At 62.3% G+C, this 19,314-nt stretch carries 6 protein-coding genes; 3 read left to right on the forward strand and 3 right to left on the reverse strand.

What is annotated here, in order from left to right:
• Positions 1-100 precede the first annotated feature (100 nt).
• Positions 101-1,855: a family 43 glycosylhydrolase gene (locus tag FHS84_RS18845; RefSeq protein WP_166937089.1), complete on the forward strand. Its 1,755-nt coding sequence runs from the start codon at positions 101-103 to the stop codon at positions 1,853-1,855.
• A 161-nt stretch (positions 1,856-2,016) separates the two neighbouring features.
• Here the strand turns inward: FHS84_RS18845 and FHS84_RS18850 are convergent, their stop codons facing one another.
• The 3 genes from FHS84_RS18850 to FHS84_RS18860 all read right to left on the reverse strand — a co-directional run bounded on the left by FHS84_RS18850 (position 2,017) and on the right by FHS84_RS18860 (position 4,873).
• The gene (locus tag FHS84_RS18850; protein WP_166937090.1) at positions 2,017-3,273 is read right to left on the reverse strand and encodes a radical SAM family protein; all 1,257 of its coding nucleotides are present in this window, start codon (positions 3,271-3,273) and stop codon (positions 2,017-2,019) included.
• 37 nt (positions 3,274-3,310) lie between these two features.
• Positions 3,311-3,946, reverse strand: coding sequence for a 4'-phosphopantetheinyl transferase superfamily protein (locus FHS84_RS18855; protein ID WP_166937091.1), 636 nt, complete (start codon positions 3,944-3,946; stop codon positions 3,311-3,313).
• Between the two features lie 387 nt (positions 3,947-4,333).
• The gene (locus FHS84_RS18860) at positions 4,334-4,873 is read right to left on the reverse strand and encodes a YcjF family protein (RefSeq protein ID WP_166937092.1); all 540 of its coding nucleotides are present in this window, start codon (positions 4,871-4,873) and stop codon (positions 4,334-4,336) included.
• 278 nt (positions 4,874-5,151) lie between these two features.
• Between FHS84_RS18860 and FHS84_RS18865 the strand changes: the two genes are divergently transcribed.
• Together FHS84_RS18865 and FHS84_RS18870 are read left to right on the forward strand one after the other, a co-directional pair.
• Entirely contained in the window at positions 5,152-17,622 is a 12,471-nt protein-coding gene (locus tag FHS84_RS18865; protein ID WP_279589367.1) for a non-ribosomal peptide synthetase, read from the forward strand.
• Positions 17,619-19,292, forward strand: coding sequence for a cyclic peptide export ABC transporter (locus tag FHS84_RS18870; RefSeq protein WP_166937094.1), 1,674 nt, complete (start codon positions 17,619-17,621; stop codon positions 19,290-19,292). Before FHS84_RS18865 ends, FHS84_RS18870 begins: the two co-directional genes overlap by 4 nt.
• Positions 19,293-19,314 lie beyond the last annotated feature (22 nt).

Raw genomic sequence — 19,314 nt, forward strand, 5'->3', positions numbered from 1 at the left:
GGGAAACGGGAGTCCCGGCATGCAATACGATACGGCACTGTCCATGGTGAGAGCGGCACTCGTCCGTCTCGGATGCGTTGCGCTATGCGCGGCGATCGCAATGTCCGCTGCGAACGCGGCCGAGAAGCGCGCGACATGGATCAATCCCGTCGACATCGACTACAAGTACGACTTCACGCTGGAGCATCAAGGCGTTTCGTTCCGCACCGGCGCCGATCCGGCCGTCGTTCTGCACAAGGATGCCTATTATCTTTTCATGACCAAAGCCGACGGATACTGGCGCTCGAGCGATCTCGTCCGCTGGCATTTCATTCCGGCAATCCGCTGGCCGTTCGAGGGCAACGTCGCGCCCGCTGCCGTCAGCGACGGCAACAAGCTCTATATCATGCAATCCTCGTTCGGACCGCGGCCGCTGCTGTCCACAACCAACCCCGCATCGGGCACCCTCGATTTCGAAGAGCGCATGATGGAGAAACTGCCGGACTCCGTCCCGGCCGGGCAGGAAGACCGCGTCGGGAAAGGACAAATCCCGCCCGGACCGTGGGATCCGGACCTCTTCCGCGACGACGACGGCCGCTGGTATCTCTATTGGGGTTCCTCGAACCTCTATCCGATCTACGGCATCGAAGTCGATCCGTCGAAACACTGGTCCTACATCGGCAAGCCGGCGCCGCTCTTTCTGGCGCATCCCGACCTGCACGGCTGGGAACGCTTCGGACAGGATCACCGCAGCGAGCAGACCAGACCGTATGCGGAAGGCTCGTGGATGACCAAGCACGACGGCCACTATTACCTGCAGTACGCTGCCCCCGGAACCGAATACAACGTTTATGCCAACGGCGTGTATGTCGGCGACAGTCCGCTCGGGCCGTTCACTTACGCGCCCTACAATCCCATCAGCTATAGGCCGGGCGGATATGCGACCGGCGCCGGACACGGCTCGACCTTCCAGGACCGTCACGGCAACTGGTGGAACACGGGCACGACCTGGATCGGCAACAACTGGAATTTCGAGCGCCGCATCGTGCAATACCCGGCGGGCTTCACCGCCGACGGGCAGATGTACGCCTCGACCCGGTTCGGCGATTTTCCCCATTGGGCGGCCACGTCGCGGGTGAGCAATCCCGACGATCTCTTCACCGGCTGGATGCTGTTGTCGTACCACAAGCCGGTGACGGCCTCTTCGACGCGCGCCGGTTTCGAAGCGAAGAACGTCACCGACGAAGACCCACATACCTTCTGGGTGGCGGCGCGCAATGCGGCCGGCGAGACGTTGACCGTCGATCTCGGCGCGGTGATGACCGTGCGGGCCGTGCAGGTGAACTTCGCCGATTACCAATCGACGCTGTTCGGCGACAATTCGGAAATCTGGACGGCCTTCAATCTGCTCGGCTCCAAGGACGGCAAACATTGGATTGCGCTCGGAGTCGTTCCCGCAACGGAGCATCGCGACCGCCCCAACGCCTATGTGCCGTTCCCGGTCGCGGCGCGGGTGCGTTACGTGCGCTACGACCATATCCATGCCGGCGCCGCCAATCTGGCGATCAGCGACATGCGCGTGTTCGGAAAGGCCGACGGCAAGCTGCCGCTCACGCCGCAAATCGTCGATGCCGCGCATGAAGCCGACAGCCGCAACGCGGTGATCCGCTGGACCGCAATTCCAGGCGCCATCGGCTACAACATCCGCTGGGGACTGAGGCCGGACCGCCTCTATCAAACCCATCAAGTCTGGGCCGGCAGCGACCCGATCGTCGAACTGCGTGCCCTGACCGCGGGACAGTCCTATTGGGTCGCCATAGAGGCCTTCAACGAAACAGGCGTCTCGGAACTCTCACGCCCGATCCTGATGCGATGACCAACGCCTGCACCCTCACGCAAGCGCCGTAGCCAGTGACGCCGAAACACGTGCGAAAAGACCACGCCGGTCGTGTTCTCCGGCGACCTCGCGGTTGATCGCTGGCTCCGACACTCTATCGGAGATCAGACCACTCCGTATCGGGTTCGTCTCGGACCGACTTATTCGGCGCTTTGGCGGATTACCGGTTCGACCGCTTCGTCCTCGAAGAAGCGAACATAATAGCCGAGACAGGCATAGCCGTTGGCTTTCGATCCCGTATCGTTGGCGATCGAGCCGACCCAATCGGCCTTTTGCATCAGTTCGCGCCGCACCCAGTTGCAGATGCTGATCGAGATGCCGTGCCGCCGGGCGGTGTCCCGGATCAGCGCCAGCTTTTCGATACAGATCGACTTCTCCGGCGCCATCCGCGAGCGCTGCTTGAGGTGGGTCTGGTTCTCTTCCATGAGATAGGACTGGAAGAACTCGGCCAGCCGCCCCGGATCGTAGTAGTTGATGTACTGCGCGATGAGCGACAGGTTGGCCAGATCGGCGGTCAAAAATTCCGGCTTGATATTGATGACACCGGCATTCGCCAAATCCGACATGTAGTCTTCGACGAATTCGGGCGTCAGGTAGGGCAGGATCAGCGGCTGGCACAAGACGGAATCCGACACCAAGCCCATATCCTGGCAGTGCTGCATCACCTCCAGCCGATCCGCAATCGTACCGGCATGCGGCTCCAGAATGTTGCGAAGATATTGGGGCATGATTCCGATCGAGCCGTTCCACTGGGCTTTGCCGGCCAACTGGCGCGCCAACGACAAGATGGTATCGCCGCGATGGGCGACGCGGACCTGCTTCATGCCTGCCTTGGAACAGATGAAGAGGCGCACCCGCGAGTTGGGGTGACGGTCGTAGTGATCGATGAATGTCCTGAGAACGTCATGCGCGACGCCGGAAACCAGCAGAGGTTCGCTGAACGCGTCGGTCTTGGGCGAAAAATAGTAGAAGAGGTTCTTGTCCGTATTGCGTTCCAGCGAGGCCTTCAACTTCTCGGCATAGTTCGTGTAGACGGTAATCGGCTTGCACTGATTGCCGTCGGTCACCAGACAGTACTGACAGGAAATCGAGCACGACCCGGAGGACGGCGTGATTTCGTAGACATTGGTCGGGCAGATGTTGGTGTAGTTGTGAATCTCCAACTCCTGGTCGGTCGGAACCTTTTCTTCCAGATAGGTCGATCCGGGCTGGAGCGCGTTGTTGTCGAACAACATCTTGTAGCGTGCGGAGCCCGCGGCCAGCGCGGCGCGAACCTCGGGTGAGACGGGATATGGGAGCCCAAGCGAATCGATCAGTGAGTCATCGACCATCAGGGGCTTGAAGTTGGGAAGGCGATGGGCATCGCCATGCGTTTCCAGATCAGCGTAGATTGGCATTGTTATGTCCTCAATGATCAGCGAGGTCTCGCCGCGTTCACGCAAATTTCGCCTGGAGTTGTCCCTCATGGGAAACCCAGGCCGTCAAGTCGTCGCCGCACAAACAGCGGCTTTCCACCGCGCCGTCTATTCCGTCCCAGGCCAGAGCCAGGACATGACGGGGCGTCGGCCGGGATCGCCACAGCGTCCAACGCCGTGATGGTCCCAGCGCCCGGTCTTGCTGCACTTCGATTTCGGAAAGCGACAGAGACAGCCCCTTCCCTTCGGCCTTGATCACCGCTTCCTTGGCGGTCCAAAGCGCCAGAAACGCGTCGTCCCAGTCTCCGGCGCGCGCGAGCGCCGCTCGCTCGGAAGCGTTCAAAACCGATTGCACCGCATCCCGACATGGGAGGGCTGAGCCCAGCGTCTCAACATCGATACCTATCGGCGAACGGAGCGATACGGCCACTGCGGACAAACCGGTCGTGTGAGATAAGTTGAACGGCAACACTGCCGTTTCCGCCAAGAACGGCTTGCCGAATGGATCGGCGGCAAACCGCAGCGCCGCAGCACTGCGGCCGGGAAATGCTTGCGCCAATATCAGGCGCTTCAAGGCATGCGCCGCGACAAACGCCACACGGTCCTGCGTCCGGACAAAACGGTCGGCACGCGCGATCTCGCTGTCGTCCAGCACGCCCAGCCATTCCGGCGGCACGCTTTTCATTCCGAAAAGATCGACAGCATAGACCCGAGGCATAGGTCACGTCGGCGAATGGCTGGCACTGGCGGCGGTGTCACGCTTTTCCGGCTTTATCGGATCGGACGCCCAAAGGATGATCAGGCCAACAATAGGGGTCAGAGCCAAGGAACAGAAAAAGTATCCCCAGAACCCGAACCGCCTATTCCGGCCGATCCAGCCGACGACAACGCTTGCCAGGGCACACAGAAATAATGCTCCCACGACAGTCTCTCCATCCCGGAAACGATGCGCTTTGAGCGCCTTGCCTACGCGCAGCCCACCATCTCCGAACCGCTTGGCTCGGAAGATCGACGGCAGGCCACCCTGACAACGCAGACCGCCTTAACTGGCGGCCTCTTTTTTGGCGTGAAGGTCGGTAGCGGCTTTCTTGCCGGCACAGAACTCTTCGAGGAAGACCTTCTTCATCTTGCAGGCATCGAAATCCAGGATCGTGCCGCCAGCTTCATAATGCTGCGCAAATACCTTGCCGACAGCATAGGTCGAAGCCCCGAAAACGATCGGCATCGTCGCCACACTGAACGTCGTCCCGACCAGGGGAATGAACTTCAGAAGACTGACGGCTGCCTCTCCCACGGCCATGGGCGCGATCCCGCCCAGGAGCGACGTCAAAATGGCCTTGCCGCGATCCTCCTTGAACGGAACTCCGTATTCCGCCGAGAGCTTCTTGATCAGATCGAGTTGGACCGCCATTGCGCCGAGGATGTCCACCACGGGGAGCGGAACCAGTGCAACCCCCATGGCCATCAAGATGTGATTCCTCGAGAGCACCTCAACACGCCGCGCCCGCTCAACAGGATCAGCTGAAGTAACAGGAGCGTCTGCCACGGGATCAGACGGCTTTTTATTGCCTTTTTCAGACATAGCGGTGGCCTCACATGTTTCGAAAAGTGAGATGATACTTATACGCAATTACCCGGATAGAGCAGTAAAACAATGACGTGAACATATCACCGTACAACGCAATCATATTATATGTGGTAGCGATAGTATGTAAATAAAGACATAGATGTGGATAGGTTCACAGCGAACTTCTCGCGTCCTTCTCTGCCGCAAAATTTTCTATACCGTACAAAGACATTCGTTATCTGGCGCCGTCCGGCTTGGCCAATGTCATGACAGCCCTCTCCCCGCCTCAGACGATGCTTCGCGCGACCGCTGACGGTCCTTGCAAGCGTTGGCCGGCGGAGCGATTTCACGAATGTTTTGAAGCGATAGCGGATCGCAGCCCCAGTTCGGCAGCGATCATCTCCGACACGACCGTTTTGACGTATTGGGACGTCGAGGTTCGGGCCAATGCCCTCGCTCGCGCATTAGTCGCCCACGGTTTGGCTCAGGAAGAGCCGGTCGGTGTTCTCACCGAGCGGTCGGGCCTGCTTCCCATCGCCCTCCTCGCAATCTTCAAGGCTGGTGGCGCGTATGTGCCGATGGGCGCGGATCTTCCGGCCGATCGACTCGTCAGCATGATCCAGCAATCGAAAATGCGCTGTTTGATTGCGCTCGATGGACTGGAACCACCCGATACGATTGTAAGCGCTCTTGAGGGAAACGCGTCCGCCGAAGAAGGAATTGCCATCCTTCGACCCGAGGAGATCCCTCCCGACGCGATTGCCCGCGACGGAGCTCGGCTCAAGACGTTGGGCAAGCCGACCGATCTTGCCGCCATCCTGTTCACGTCCGGATCGACCGGCCGCCCCAAAGGCGTGCAGTTACAGCACGATGCTGTCCTGAACATGGCCTTTGGGCATATCGATGCCCAAGCGATCACGTCTGAAGACCGCGTCCTACTCGCCACCGCCCCTGGTTTCATTCTGGGGTTTCGCGAGCTTTGCATGCCCCTGTTGGCCGGAGCCGCTCTGGTCCCGGCACCGCGCGCGCTGCTCGACGAACCGGCAAACCTTCTCGCGTTGATGTCCCGCCACCGGGTCAGCGTGGCTTTCTTCACGCCGTCGTATCTGCGCTTGTTCGATGGCGCCATTCCAAGCGGTTTGCGCTGCCTGATCACGGCGGGCGAACGGCCGAATGCCGACGATGCCCGGAGTTACGCCCGTACAATCGAGGTGTGGAACGTCCACGGAGCGACCGAGGTCTGCGGTACCATCTGCATGATGCGGGTGGCCCCGAACGGACACGGTCCGATTCCGAGCGGACGCCCCTTTGCCAACACCTCCGTCCATCTCCTGAATGCAGAGGGACAAGACGTTGCTCCCGGCGAGACCGGAGAGATCTACGTTGTGGGCCAAGGCCTTGCCCGCGGTTATCTCGATCAGCCCGATCTGACGGCCGCCAGTTTTGTGCCGACGCGTTACGGCCGCGCCTATCGCACGCACGATCTGGGACGGTGGTCGCCGGAGGGAAATCTCATCACCCTCGGTCGCACCAGCGATATGGTCAAAGTCTCGGGCCAGGCAGTCTCGCTCGGAGAAATCGAACAAACCCTATTGCTCCACCCCGATGTTCGTCGTGCCTTCGTCGTCCAGCACGACGGCAAGCTGATCGCATTTGTTGAAAGCACGGCGGAGCCGAAGCCGCTGGAAGACTGGCACGCGTTTCTGGGGAAAACCCTGCCGTCCTACATGTACCCGGCGCAGGTCGAAACCCTTGCCGAGATGCCCATCAACCCAGCGGGCAAAGCCGACCGCCAAGCGCTCGAGGCGCTCGCGGCGGATCTGCACGCCAGCGAAAGACGAGGACTGGCTCCTCAGGGCGCGCTGGAGCAACAGATCGCCGGCGTATGGGAAAACGTCCTTGGGATGCATCCGGTGCTGCGGGACGACAACTACTTCGCCTTGGGCGGAACCAGTCTTCTGGCCATCGTCATCAGCCAAAAACTCCAGGCGTCAGGCATCACGGTCGCGGCGCGCACGATTTTGACATCGCCGACGGTCGCCGCTTTGGCCGGGAAGATCATCCAGACCCCCGCCCACGATTCTTCTACCCTTGAGCGTATGGAGGGTGTCGCCACCAAGGGCCAGGAAGATTTCTGGATCGCGGCAACCCTCGGCCTGGCCACGACCGACGCCCAGATCGCTCGCATTTTGACGGTCAGAGGAAACGTTCCGACGCCGGAGCACTGGCGTGCGGCATGGACGAACCTCTTGGCGCGCCACGCCGCGCTGCGCACGGCGTTTCATGCCGGCGCCGATGGCACGATCCGGTGGCGGACGGAGGCGAACGACGATCTTCCGCCCGGCGCCGGCTTTCGCATCGACGACGGCCTCGCTGCCGACGCGGGGAAGCGCCTGATCGCTGAGCAGGCGACGGCCCCCTTCTCGCTCACCGAACCGCCTCTGGCCCGCGCCGGATTGGTACGGCTGGTCACAGGCGAGACGCTGTTTTGGTTCAGCCTGCACCATGCCGCGGCCGACGGCGTCTCCGCCGCCCTCCTGCAGGACGAGATGCATGCCCTGCTGCTCGGTCGTCCGCTGCCGGAAGGGCTCAACGGACCCGCGATCGCCGCGCAAGCGGAAGAGGCGTATCTGGCATCGCCCCAGGCCGAACACGACAGCCGGTATTGGCGCGATCTGCTCGACGGCCTCGCGTCCGCCCCGGACGAGCCGGTCTTCAGCGAACTGCCCACCGATCACAGCCGCCCGTCCTATCCCAGTGGAAAATCCTCTGTCCGCCTGGTCGAACGGCTCGATGCGGCGACGGTCGCGACGCTGACCCGCTTGGCGCAAGCGCAACAGGTAGGACTTCACGCCCTGCTCTTGACCCTGCTGGCCGCGGAGACCCGGCGGCGCAGCGGACGATCCACCATCCTCCTGGGCACCAGCGTCTCGGTTCGTCCGGCTTGGGCCGAAACGGCGGTCGGCTATTTCGTCAATCTGCCGCCGCTCGCCTTGTGCGGCAACCAAGCCGATACACTTTCCGCTGCGATCCGCACCACCCAAACCGTTTTGGCCGAAGCCCTGGAGCACGCCGCCTATCCGTCCGGCTTGCTCTATCGCGAATTCCGCCAACGCCACCCCGAGGCCCGGTCGCAGGCCCGAACCTCGCTGTTCGATATTTCGCTTACGGCCAATCCGTCGCGAATCTGCGGCAATGCCGAAACGGATTTTTCTCTTTCCCCATACGTCTTGCCCGATGAGGTCACCGCGCCCGCGGCCGGTCTCGATCTCGCATTCAGCCACGAGCCGTTGCCGGATGGCGGCTTGGAATTGGCGCTGGTCTGGAATCCCGATGTCTATCGCCAGGAGACCGCCGAGGCATGGCTCAAATCCTTTACCGCCTGGGCTCGCTGGCTGGCCGAGGATCGGATGCGGATCGAAGCCCCCGTTCCCGCGCTGCGGACGGACGAAGTCGCCACCCTCGCGCAATGGGAAAACGGGCCGTCGGTCTCACGTCCGGCCAAGCGCGTGCATGAACTGATCGAGGCCATTGCGGACACCGATCCGAACCGGATTGCCATCGTCGCAGACACCGGCGAGTGGACCTTTTCGGTGCTGGAGCGCGAAGCCAGCCGCATCGCGCAGCTTTTGATCCATCATGGCGTTGAGCACGGCGATGCCGTGGCCGTTCTGACGGAATGTTCGCCCTCGCTGCCCGCGGCGGTGGTTGGCATTTGGAAAGCCGGCGCGGTCTATCTGCCGCTGCCGGTCGAACAACCCTCCGAACGGCTGGCCTTCATCGCCAAAGATGCGAGCGCGAAGATCGTGCTGGCGCTCGACGGCCTCGAACTGCCGGCGACTCTGTCGGCGATGACGGTGCTGCGTCCGGAGACCGAGCCGGACATTTCCGCCGAGCGCCCCGCGTGCTCCGGGTCGCCGCACGATGCCGCCTATATCATCTACACCTCGGGGACCACTGGCGCGCCCAAAGGCGTGGTCCTGCCGCATGCAGGTGTGGTCAATGTCGCCTACGCGACGGCGGAAGCGATCGGGCTGACGTCAGAGGATCGCGTCGCCTTCGTGGCAACACCCGGCTTCGATGCCTCGGTTTGGGAATTGACGCTGGGACTGGTGAACGGCGCGGCGATCGTGCCGGTGTCCCGCAATCTGCGCGATGACCCCTGGGCGCTGAAACAGAAATACACGGCCAGCGGTGTCACCGTTGCCTTCCATGCGCCGTCCTACTTGCGCATATCGCGAGAGACGCCGTTCGCCGGCTTGCGGGTTTTGCTCAGCGGTGGCGAAGCGCCGACCCATGACGATGCCCGCGCCCATGCGTATCTCGACTTCTGGAATCCCTATGGTCCCACCGAGGCCACGATCATCGTCAGTTTGGGCAAAGTGAATCCGGCGGACGATCGTCCGTTGACCGTCGGCCGCCCCATTTCCAATACGTGCATCTCGATCCGCCGCGATGATGGCACTCGCGTTCCGCCGGGCACGACGGGAGAAGTGTGGCTCGGCGGCGTCGGCGTGACGTCGGGCTACCTCGGTAACCCGGAACTGACCGCGAAACATTTCGTCGAGACATCCGAGGGGCGCTTCTATCGGACCGGCGATCTGGCGCGGTGGACCGTTGACGGACGGCTGGAATTGCAGGGCCGCATCGACACCCAGGTGAAGTTGCACGGCCAGCGCATCGAACTCGACGAAATCGAGCGGACGCTGCAAAGCCATCCGGCCGTCACCGAGGCGGTAGTTGTGATGGCGGCGGCGGCCAGCGAAACCAAAGCGCTGCACGCCTTCGTCCGGCTTCGTCCGGACGCATCGATGCCCGAAGAAGAAAGCTGGCGGGCTTATCTTTGCGCCCACCTTCCCCAACACATGATTCCGGCATCGATCACGGAGGTAGCCTCATTTCCGTTGATGGCGAACGGCAAGCGCGACCGCGGCGCTCTGCTGACACGCCTGCAAACCTCCAAAAGCCAGGGCAAAGCCAAAACGCCGCCAACCGACGGACTGGAACGCCGCATTGCCAAGGCGTGGAGCGACCTCCTCGGCGAGCCCGTCGCCCGCGAAGACAATTTCTTCGCTTTGGGCGGCAACAGCCTGCTTGCGGTCGCACTGGCGCATCGGCTTTCCCTCGACTTGCAGCGACCGGTTCCGGCCCGCGATTTGTTTGCGGCACCGACACTGGCGGGATTTTCCGCGCGGGTCGCCGAGATTCTGCACAGCGATACCGCAGCTGCTCCGGTGCTCTCCGGCGTCTTATCGAAAACCGATCTCGCCACCGAAGGCCAGCGCGAGTTCTGGGTTGCCGAAGCGGCCGGCCTGGATACCGGAACATTCACCATTCCGCTGATCCGGATCGTCGACGCGTATCCACTCGAGGCGTGGCGGGCGGCGTGGACCACATTGGTAGCGCGGCATGCCAGCTTGCGCACATCGTTTGTGATGGACGCGGACGGCGTTCTCTGCCGCACGATCGCGCCGCCGCAAGAGGGGCCAGCGCCGTTCGAATTTTCCGCCCAGCCCGACAGAACTGCGGCTATTGCCTTCGTCCGCCAGCGTCAGCAAGCGCCGTTTTCGATGGCGGCTGCACCGCTGTGGCGCACCGGCCTTGTTACGGCCGCCGATACGGGCGAGCAGCTATTCTGGTTGGCGCTGCATCATTCAGTAGGCGACGGACAATCGCTCGGGATTCTCGTCGAAGAACTGGAACGCCTGCTGCGCGGCGACGCACTGCCGGATGTGACGGGCGATTTTGCCGACACGGCGTCACGCGAGCAGGCTTATCTTGCAGGACCCGAATGCCGCGAGGACGCGCGCTATTGGGACGATCTGTTGGCCGGCCTTCCCGATGCCACGTTCGACGAAGCCCCGCTGGACACCGCGCGATCCACCACGGCCACACCGGGAACGCATCGGTTCGAAGCCACGCTCGATGCCGCAACCGCCCAAAGACTGAAGACACTGGCGCGCGCCCACAACACCAGCCTGCACGCGGTGATGCTGAGCCTTCTGGCCATCGAGGCGCGGAGGCGTATCGGCCACTGCGATGTCATTATCGGCACCACCGCATCCGTTCGCGAAACCGCGGCCGAGGCGCGCGTGGTCGGCTATTACGTCAATATGCTGCCGGTCCCCGTTCATGTGCCTCCGGGCGCTTTGTTTGCAGACATTTTGGACGAGACCGGCAAGCGGCTCAGCGGTGCCTTGGCGCACGCGCGCTATCCCTTCGCGCGCATCTATCAAAATCATCGCAACCGGCATGCGCTGGCGCGCCATCCGGCACGCTACCCCGTCTTCGATATCGCGGTGACGGAAAATCCGCCCGCGTCCGCGCCCCAGATGCGCCGTCGCGCTGCCGCCTATGAGCGATGGGAGACATCGCCCGGCGAAGACATGGTGCTGAGCCACGAACTCCAGCCCGACGGCACGCTTCTGTTGCAATGGCACGTCAACGCAGCGATCTACAGCCGCGACACGGCCGAGCGTTGGCTGACTTCGCTGACCGGATGGGCCGATTGGCTGACGGAAAGCCCTGAGCGCGCCCAATCACTCCTGCCAGGACTTCTGCCGCAAGAAGCAGAACTGCTTGAGGTGTGGGAGTACGGACCACAGGTCGAACGGCCATCGCTGCGCTTTCACGAACTGTTCGAACAGCGCCTTGATGGAAGGGGCAACCATCCCGCTGTTTTGACGCAATCGTCGCAGCAGACCTATGCCGAGATCGAACGCGACGCGAATACCCTGGCCCACGCCTTGATCCAAGATGGCGCCGAACGCGGCTCTGTGATCGGGGTTTTGACCGAGCGCTCCGCCGCCCTTCCAGCGGCCGTTCTGGGAATTTGGAAAGCGGGCGCAACCTATCTGCCCTTGTCCGCCGATCTGCCGCCCGAACGCTTGGCGTTCATGGCCGAGGATGCGGGCCTCACACATCTTGTCGTGCTCGATGGTTTGGCGGTTCCACCCGAACTTGCCGACGCCGCGCCCGACATCGTGCGGCCGGAAACGCTCGCTGCTGAGGAGAACCGTCCGCACGTCTCCGGTTCGCCGGACGATATCGCCTACATTCTCTACACCTCCGGCTCGACCGGGCGGCCCAAAGGAACGCGGATCTGCCATCGCTCCTATATCAACATGGTCCTGAGTACCGGCGAGATCTACGGCCTGACGCCGGACGATCGCACCCTGATGTTCTCCTCTCCCTCGTTCGACGTCTCGCTGTCGGATATCGGATTGCCGCTGGCGTTCGGCGCCACCATCTGCCCCCTTCCCTACGATGTCTTGCGTTCGCCCACCGCGTTCCAAGACTTCCTGCGGGCGCTGAAGATCACGGTCGCCGATGTGACGCCGTCCTATCTGAGGTTGTTCGAGGGCGCCGATCTGCCGACCTTGGGCATTCTCGTCACCGGCGGTGAGGCGCCCGCGCCCGCCGATATTCGGACATACGCGCCGCGGCTTCGCTATTACAACGCCTATGGGCCGACCGAGAACACCATCAGCAGCACGATGGCGCTGCTGTCGGCCGAGACGGACTTTTTGTCGGCCGGGCGCCCGTTGCCCAACACCAGCGTTCACATCTGCAACGCGGACGGAAATCCGGTTCCGCCCGGCGTGATCGGCGAAGTGTGGCTCGGCGGCTGCGGCTTGGCGCAGGACTATGTCGGACGGCCGGACCTGACCGCCGCCGCGTTTGTCGCGACACCGCACGGACGGCGCTATCGCTCCGGCGATTTGGGACGCTGGCGTGCGAACGGCGAGCTTGAAATCATCGGCCGCGCCGACGATCAGGTGAAGCTGAACGGCATCCGGGTCGAGTTGGGTGAAATCGACTCTGCGCTGCGGACGCATCCCGATGTCGCCCAGGCGGTGGTTCTGTTGGACCGCGGCGATGGCAACGATCACCGTCTGTGGGCATTCGCCCTGCCACGATCCGGCCGAACGCTGCCGACCGAAGAAGGTTGGCGCACGTATCTGGCGGAACGGCTTCCGGCCTACATGATCCCCGCCACGGTGATCGCCGTGGACGCCATTCCGCTTTCCGATTCCGGAAAAGTCGATAAGGCCGCCCTCAAGCGCCTTTTGAGCGAACGGTCGCGCGCCACAGAAGACACTGAGCTCCAAGACGGACTGGAACGCGATATCGCCCGCATCTGGAAAGAACTTTTGGGCGTCCAAGAGCTTCATCGCGACGACAATTTCTTCGCCTTGGGCGGGCATAGCCTGCTCGCGATCGCGCTGGCGCATCGTCTGGAAAAGCTTCTCGGCCATCCGGTTCCGGCGCGCGACCTTTTCGTCGAGCCGACCTTGCGCGGCTTTGCCGCCCGCGTTCGCCAATGGACGCCGGTGGCCGCCAGCGATGTCCGTTCGGACCGGGCCACCGAAGGCCAACGCGAATTCTGGGTAGCCGAACAAGCCGGTCTCGACACCCGCGGCTTCGTCATTCCGCTGACCCTGGTCGCGCGCAATGCGGAGGACATCCCGCAATCGGTGTGGCGTGCGGCATGGACTGCCGTGGTGGATCGTCATGAGGCTCTGCGCACGGGATTTCGCACCGATGACGCCGGTGTTCTCAGGCGGTTCGTCGCGGCGCCGGGGACGGCCGATCTCGAATTCTGCGCATGTGCCGATCTGCCGGCCGCGCTCAGCTATTGCCAAGCGCGCCAGAGCGAGCCCTTTGCGATGGTGTCCCCGCCCTTATGGCGCGCCGGGATCGTGCGCGTCGCCGAGACCAAGCAAATTCTGTTCTGGATGGCGCTGCACCATTCGGTGGGAGACGGCGTCTCGCTCGGGATCCTGACCGACGATCTCGCCCGTTTCCTCAAGCAACAAACACCGCCGCCGTTGCCGTCGTCGTTCGATCTGGTGGCGGGACGGGAAGAGACTTATCTGTCGAGCCCTGCCTGTCAAAGCGATGCGCGCTATTGGCAAAAGACGCTCGCCGAACTCAGTACGGAATCTGATACGCCCTTCGACGAATGGCCATTGGATTTCGCCCGTCCCAACGGACGCACGGCACAAGCGACCAAAGGCGTCCACATATTCCACGCCTGCTTGGACGAGACGACTGCCACGCGTTTGCGTGCCTTCGCGCATAAGCATGGCGCCAGCCTTCACGCCCTGTTTTTGACTCTGCTGGCTCTGGAAGTTTTCCGGCGCAGCGGCAGACCGGCGTTTCTGCTCGGAACGGCGGCTTCTACCCGAGAAACCGCCGGCGAGGCCGATCTCGTCGGCTATTTCGTCAACATGCTGCCGGTCCCGTGCCGGATCACCAAAGAGATGCCGGTCGAGAAGGTTCTGCAGACGATGCAGGCCGCATTGGCGGAAGGGTTGCAGCATGCCCGCTATCCCTTTGCCCGCATCTATCAGGATTTCCGCCGCGATCAGGCGGTGTCCCCGCATCCGGCGCGCTTCCCACTGTTCGATTTTGCGGTGGCGGAAAATCCGGGCGCCACGGACGATCAAATCGGACTCCATTTCGAAGCGCTTCGTTCGGATGAAGACTATCGCCTCCGCCCCAATACGCCCGCGCAGGATATGGTTCTGGTCCATGAAGGCCGGACGGACGGCAGCGTGCATTTGCAGTGGTACGCCAATGCCGCGCTCTACGAAAAAGATACCGCAGCCGCGTGGATGGACTCGCTGGTGGGATGGGCAAGGCAGCTTGCCTCCGACGACCGCCCCGCGAACACGCCGGTACCGGTCTTGCTGCCGGCGGAAGCCGCGCTGCTCAAGCAGTGGGAATACGGACCGCGCGTGCCGCTTCCGACGCCGGACTTCCCGGCCCGGTTCGAACAGTGGTGCACACTGCAGCCCGATCACCCTGCCGTCGTGACCGAACAGGGTATTCTCAGCTATGCCGCTGTGAATGCCCGTGCCGATGCTCTGGCGCAGGCCCTCAAAGAAAGTGGTTGTGCGCCGCACGAGCCGATCGGCGTGTTCACCGGCCGCTCCATCGCACTGCCGGAGACGGTTCTGGCGATTTGGAAAGCGGGCGGATGCTACGTTCCGCTGGCGAGCGAGCTGCCGGCCGAGCGGCTGGAATTCATCATCCAGGACGCTGGAATAAAGCGGCTCGTCGTTCTCGACGGCCGCCCCCTTCCTGCGGCGCTGGCCGCGACCGGCTGTTCGGTTCTTCGTCCCGAAACTCTGACACTAGGTTCAGCGTGCAATCATCCCAAGCTCGATTGCTCCGGCCCGGCCTATGTCATCTACACCTCCGGTTCGACCGGCATTCCCAAAGGCGTCGTCCTTTCGCATCAAGGGTTGAACAATCTCGGCATCGCGCTTTCGGGCGCCCTGAACATCGCAGCCGAGGATCGTGTGCTGTTGACGGCATCGCCTGCCTTCGACGCCTGGATTTCCGATCTTGCCATGGCCTGGGCGGCCGGAGCGGCGGTGGTTCCGGTGGTGCGCAGCGAGATGGACGATATTGCCGGCATGCGGGCCAAGCTGCCCCGGCTGGGTGTCACGGTGGCGACCTTACCGCCGTCGTATTTACGCTTGTTCGAACACGCCGATTTTCCGGGACTGCGTATCTTGATGACCGTCGGCGAGCCGCCCGTAGCTGCCGATGCACAGCGTTACGCGGCGCGTCTTCGCTACATCAACGGTTACGGCCCGACGGAAAACACGGCCGCAACGACGGTCGGCGCAATCGTCCCCGGCATGCCGCGCCTGACAACCGGAAGACCGCTCGCCAATATCGACGTTCATATTTGCGACGATCACGGCAATCCGGTGCCGCCGGGCTCTATCGGTGAGGTCTGGCTCGGCGGCATGGGACTGGCCATCGGCTATCTCAATCGCCCGGATCTGACGGCGGCAAGTTTTATCGAGACCCAATCCGGTCGGCGTTATCGTACCGGCGATTTGGGGCGCTGGACGTTGGCCGGCGATCTGCAAATCCTCGGCCGCTCCGATGGCCAGGTCAAGCTGCGCGGCCAGCGGATCGAGTTGGGAGAAATAGAGCATCTCCTCGCCGCGCATCCGAGCGTGCGCCAGAGTGTCGTTCTGGTGGGGACCGAGAGCGACGACCGCCAAACCCTGTGGGGCTTTGTATGTCTCAAGCCCGAAGCCGACGAACCGCGCCAGGATGCATGGCACGCCTATCTGGCCGCCAAACTGCCCTCCTACATGGTGCCGTCGTCGGTCGTCCGGGTGCCGTCCATTCCCGTGAGCCATAGCGGAAAAATCGATCGGGCAGCCCTTCTTGCATTGGTGAGCGGCCAGAATGCGCTACCAGACGTAGCTGGACCTCTGCGGACGCCGCCAAGTTCGGAGATCGAGCAGCGCATTGCCCAAGTCTGGTCCGAGCATTTGAAGCGCTCCTTCATCGGCCGCGAGGACAATTTTTTCGATCTCGGTGGCGACAGCCTCGGGGTCATCGCGGTGGTCAATCAGCTTCGCCGCACGTTCCGCTGCGCTATTACCGATCTCTACGAACATCCCCGCCTGGCCGACTTTGCAGCGGTTTGCCAGTACCGTCCCGAGCATCTTCACACGCTTATCCGCTCCGCCAAACAGCATTGGCGAGATTATCAGGCGACTCTCGCAGCCTATGAAGACGAACGTGATGCAGCCCTCGCGCCCGAATGGCGCGCTTACGAGACGCGCAATCTCGCCTATCGGGGCATTGCGACGGACCGCCGAGATTACGGCCACGTTCTCTTGACGGGCGCGACGGGGTATCTGGGCAGCTACGTTCTGCGCGAACTTCTGGCCGACACGACGAGACATGTCACGGCTTTGGTGCGCGGGGCCGACGACCGGACCGCGCGCGTGCGCCTCGGCGATGTCCTGCGGTACTATTTCGGCGACGAGAACGGGAACGCCTTGCTTAATGCACCGGGCCTGACCGTGCTGGCGTCGGATTTGCGCCGCGACGGCCTCGGTCTTGCGCCTCGGGATTATGACCGGACGGCGCAGGAGATTCAGGCAATCTATCATTGCGCCGCCAACGTCAAACATTTCGGCCATTACCGGGATTTCGAGGCCGACAACGTCGCCGCCACCGCCAGACTGCTGAACCTCGCCGCCCGTCGCTGCGCCGATTTTCATTATGTTTCGACGCTGTCGACCGGCGGCAAGGCGCCCGAAAGCGAGTTTCATCTCTTCACCGAATATGACCCCGTCCCCGATGTCCTGGATGAGAACTATTACGTTCGCAGCAAGCAGGAAGCCGAACGGCTGGTGATGGCCGCACGCGATTATCTGCCCAACGCCTCGATCCATCGCGTCGGCAACATCGTGTATGCGGCCGACGGCGGGCCGTTGCAGCGCGATATCGCGCAGAACGCGTTCTTCCGGCAATTGGCGGCGTTCCTGAACCTCGGAACGGTTCCGGATGATATGCACATCTGGCTTTGCCACGTGGATGTGGTGGCGCATGGAATTGTGCTGCTCGCCGAAACCCAGGCTTTGGCGAACGAAACGCATCACCTGGAAAACAGCATCCGGCGCACCCTCGCCTCCTTCATCGCCGAGGCCGAAAGCATTCGCGTCACTGCCTTCGACGAATTCCTCGACCGCCTGGAGACCGCTATCGACCAGCCCGAGGCCAATACCGCGTTGACCGAAACGCTGGAGAATTTCGGCCTCTATCGCGGGATTTCGCCGCAGCCCCGGTCGCGGCGGTTCGAAATCGTATCCATACGGACCCAAATGCTTCTTACTCAGCTCGGCCTCGCCTGGCCACCAATTCCCGAACAAGGACGGCGGGCCGTTTTGCATCGCGCAGTACGTCTCTTCGCCCCAACGAAATCGGCTCCCCCATGAACATTCCGTCGCGCATCGGCATCCTCGGCTTCCTTCAGCGGGAAACGCACGCTCTCAACAAAAAGCTGTTCCTGCTGACGGCCGTATCGGGCGTCGCCAACGCCATGAATCTGGCGGTCATCAATGCATCGGTCGATACGCTCAAAACCGGCGGGCCGTCGTGGCAGCATTTTCTGTGGTTCGGCCTCTCGATTGCGCTGTTCGTATACTCGTTGCGCTACGTGCTTTACGAATCCAGCCGGATTGCCGAGAACGCGATTTGCAGCGTCCGGGTGAGACTGGCCGACAAGATCCGCCGGTCCGATCTCCTCGCCCTGGAAACCATCGGCGGCACCGACATTCATGCCCGCATCAGCCGGGATACGGCAGCCATAGCGCAATCCGCGCGCCCGCTCTTTTCGGCGGCGCAGTCGGCCGTCATGATCGTCTTTACGCTGGGCTATATCGCGACGGTCTCGCCGGTTGCCATGCTCTTATGCGCCGGGCTCATCGCCGGTGGCGCCGCGGTGTACCTCAAAGACCGCAAGGGATACGAGGAGGGGCTGAAAAAGTCGTCCGAGAAGGAAGACGAGCTTTTCTCCTCGCTCACCGGATTATTGGCGGGCTTCAAGGAACTCCGCATCAATCAAGCGAAAAGCGACGACGTATTCGGCGACTTCACGGAGACGGCCGGTCAGGTGCGCGATGTCCGGACACGGGTCATGATGTTGTTCTCGAACAACATCGTTCTCGTCGAGATGTTCCTCGTCCTCCTCTTGGGAGCGATCGTCTTCGTGCTTCCGATCTTGTCGGGTTCCTTCACCGGATCAGCAACGAAAATCGTGGCCGCGATTCTGTTTTTCTTCGGGCCCCTCGGCAACGTCGTCACCATGATTCCGGTGATATCGCAGGTCAACGTCACGATCGGCAATCTCCAGCGCCTGGAGACAACGCTGGACGATACCTTGGCAAAATCCGCGAGTTACGAAGACGCACCGATCATCGACATGAGCGCGTTCAAGGCCATTCGCTTCGACGGCATCGGCTTCACCTATCTCGATCCGGACGGCAATGCGACGTTCCGGGTCGGCCCGATCGACTGCACAGTCCGCCACGGCGAGATGCTGTTCCTGGTCGGCGGCAACGGCAGCGGCAAGACGACATTCCTGAAATTGTTCACGGCGCTCTATCAGCCGCAGCAGGGCGCGATCCGCGTCGACGACGAGCAAATCGGTCCCGCCAACATCCAGTCCTACCGCAACCTGTTCTCGGCGATCTTTTCGGATTTCCACCTGTTCGACAGGCTGCACGGCTTGCGCGATGCCGCACCGGAGCGCGTCAACGCTCTGCTCAAGCTCATGGGGATTTCGCACAAGACGGCCTTCGTCGACGGGTATTTCACCAACACCCGTCTTTCGACCGGACAACGCAAGCGCTTGGCGCTGGTCGTGTCCTATCTCGAAGACAAGGCGGTGTATGTATTCGACGAGGTCGCGGCCGACCAGGATCCGCATTTCCGGCGCTATTTCTACGAGACCATGCTTCCGGAACTCAAAAAGGCGGGCAAGACGGTCGTGGTCGTAACCCATGATGACCGCTATCACCATATCGCCGATCGCGTTCTGCAAATGGACTACGGGACATTGCGCGACACGTCCAATCCCGCAGATCCCAACTCTACCAATACCTGATCTCAAACAAGCGCAGTGCTTC

Origin of the sequence: Rhizomicrobium electricum (genome assembly GCF_011762045.1) — a bacterium.
Lineage (GTDB): Bacteria > Pseudomonadota > Alphaproteobacteria > Micropepsales > Micropepsaceae > Rhizomicrobium > Rhizomicrobium electricum.

What these genes read in the sequence shown, in the direction of transcription:
- FHS84_RS18870 (WP_166937094.1), top strand. Translation starts at nt 17,619, where the DNA reads ATGAACATTCCGTCGCGCATCGGCATCCTCGGCTTCCTTCAGCGGGAA.
- FHS84_RS18850 (WP_166937090.1), bottom strand. Translation starts at nt 3,273, where the DNA reads ATGCCAATCTACGCTGATCTGGAAACGCATGGCGATGCCCATCGCCTT.
- FHS84_RS18860 (WP_166937092.1), bottom strand. Translation starts at nt 4,873, where the DNA reads ATGTCTGAAAAAGGCAATAAAAAGCCGTCTGATCCCGTGGCAGACGCT.
- FHS84_RS18865 (WP_279589367.1), top strand. Translation starts at nt 5,152, where the DNA reads ATGCTTCGCGCGACCGCTGACGGTCCTTGCAAGCGTTGGCCGGCGGAG.
- FHS84_RS18845 (WP_166937089.1), top strand. Translation starts at nt 101, where the DNA reads ATGTCCGCTGCGAACGCGGCCGAGAAGCGCGCGACATGGATCAATCCC.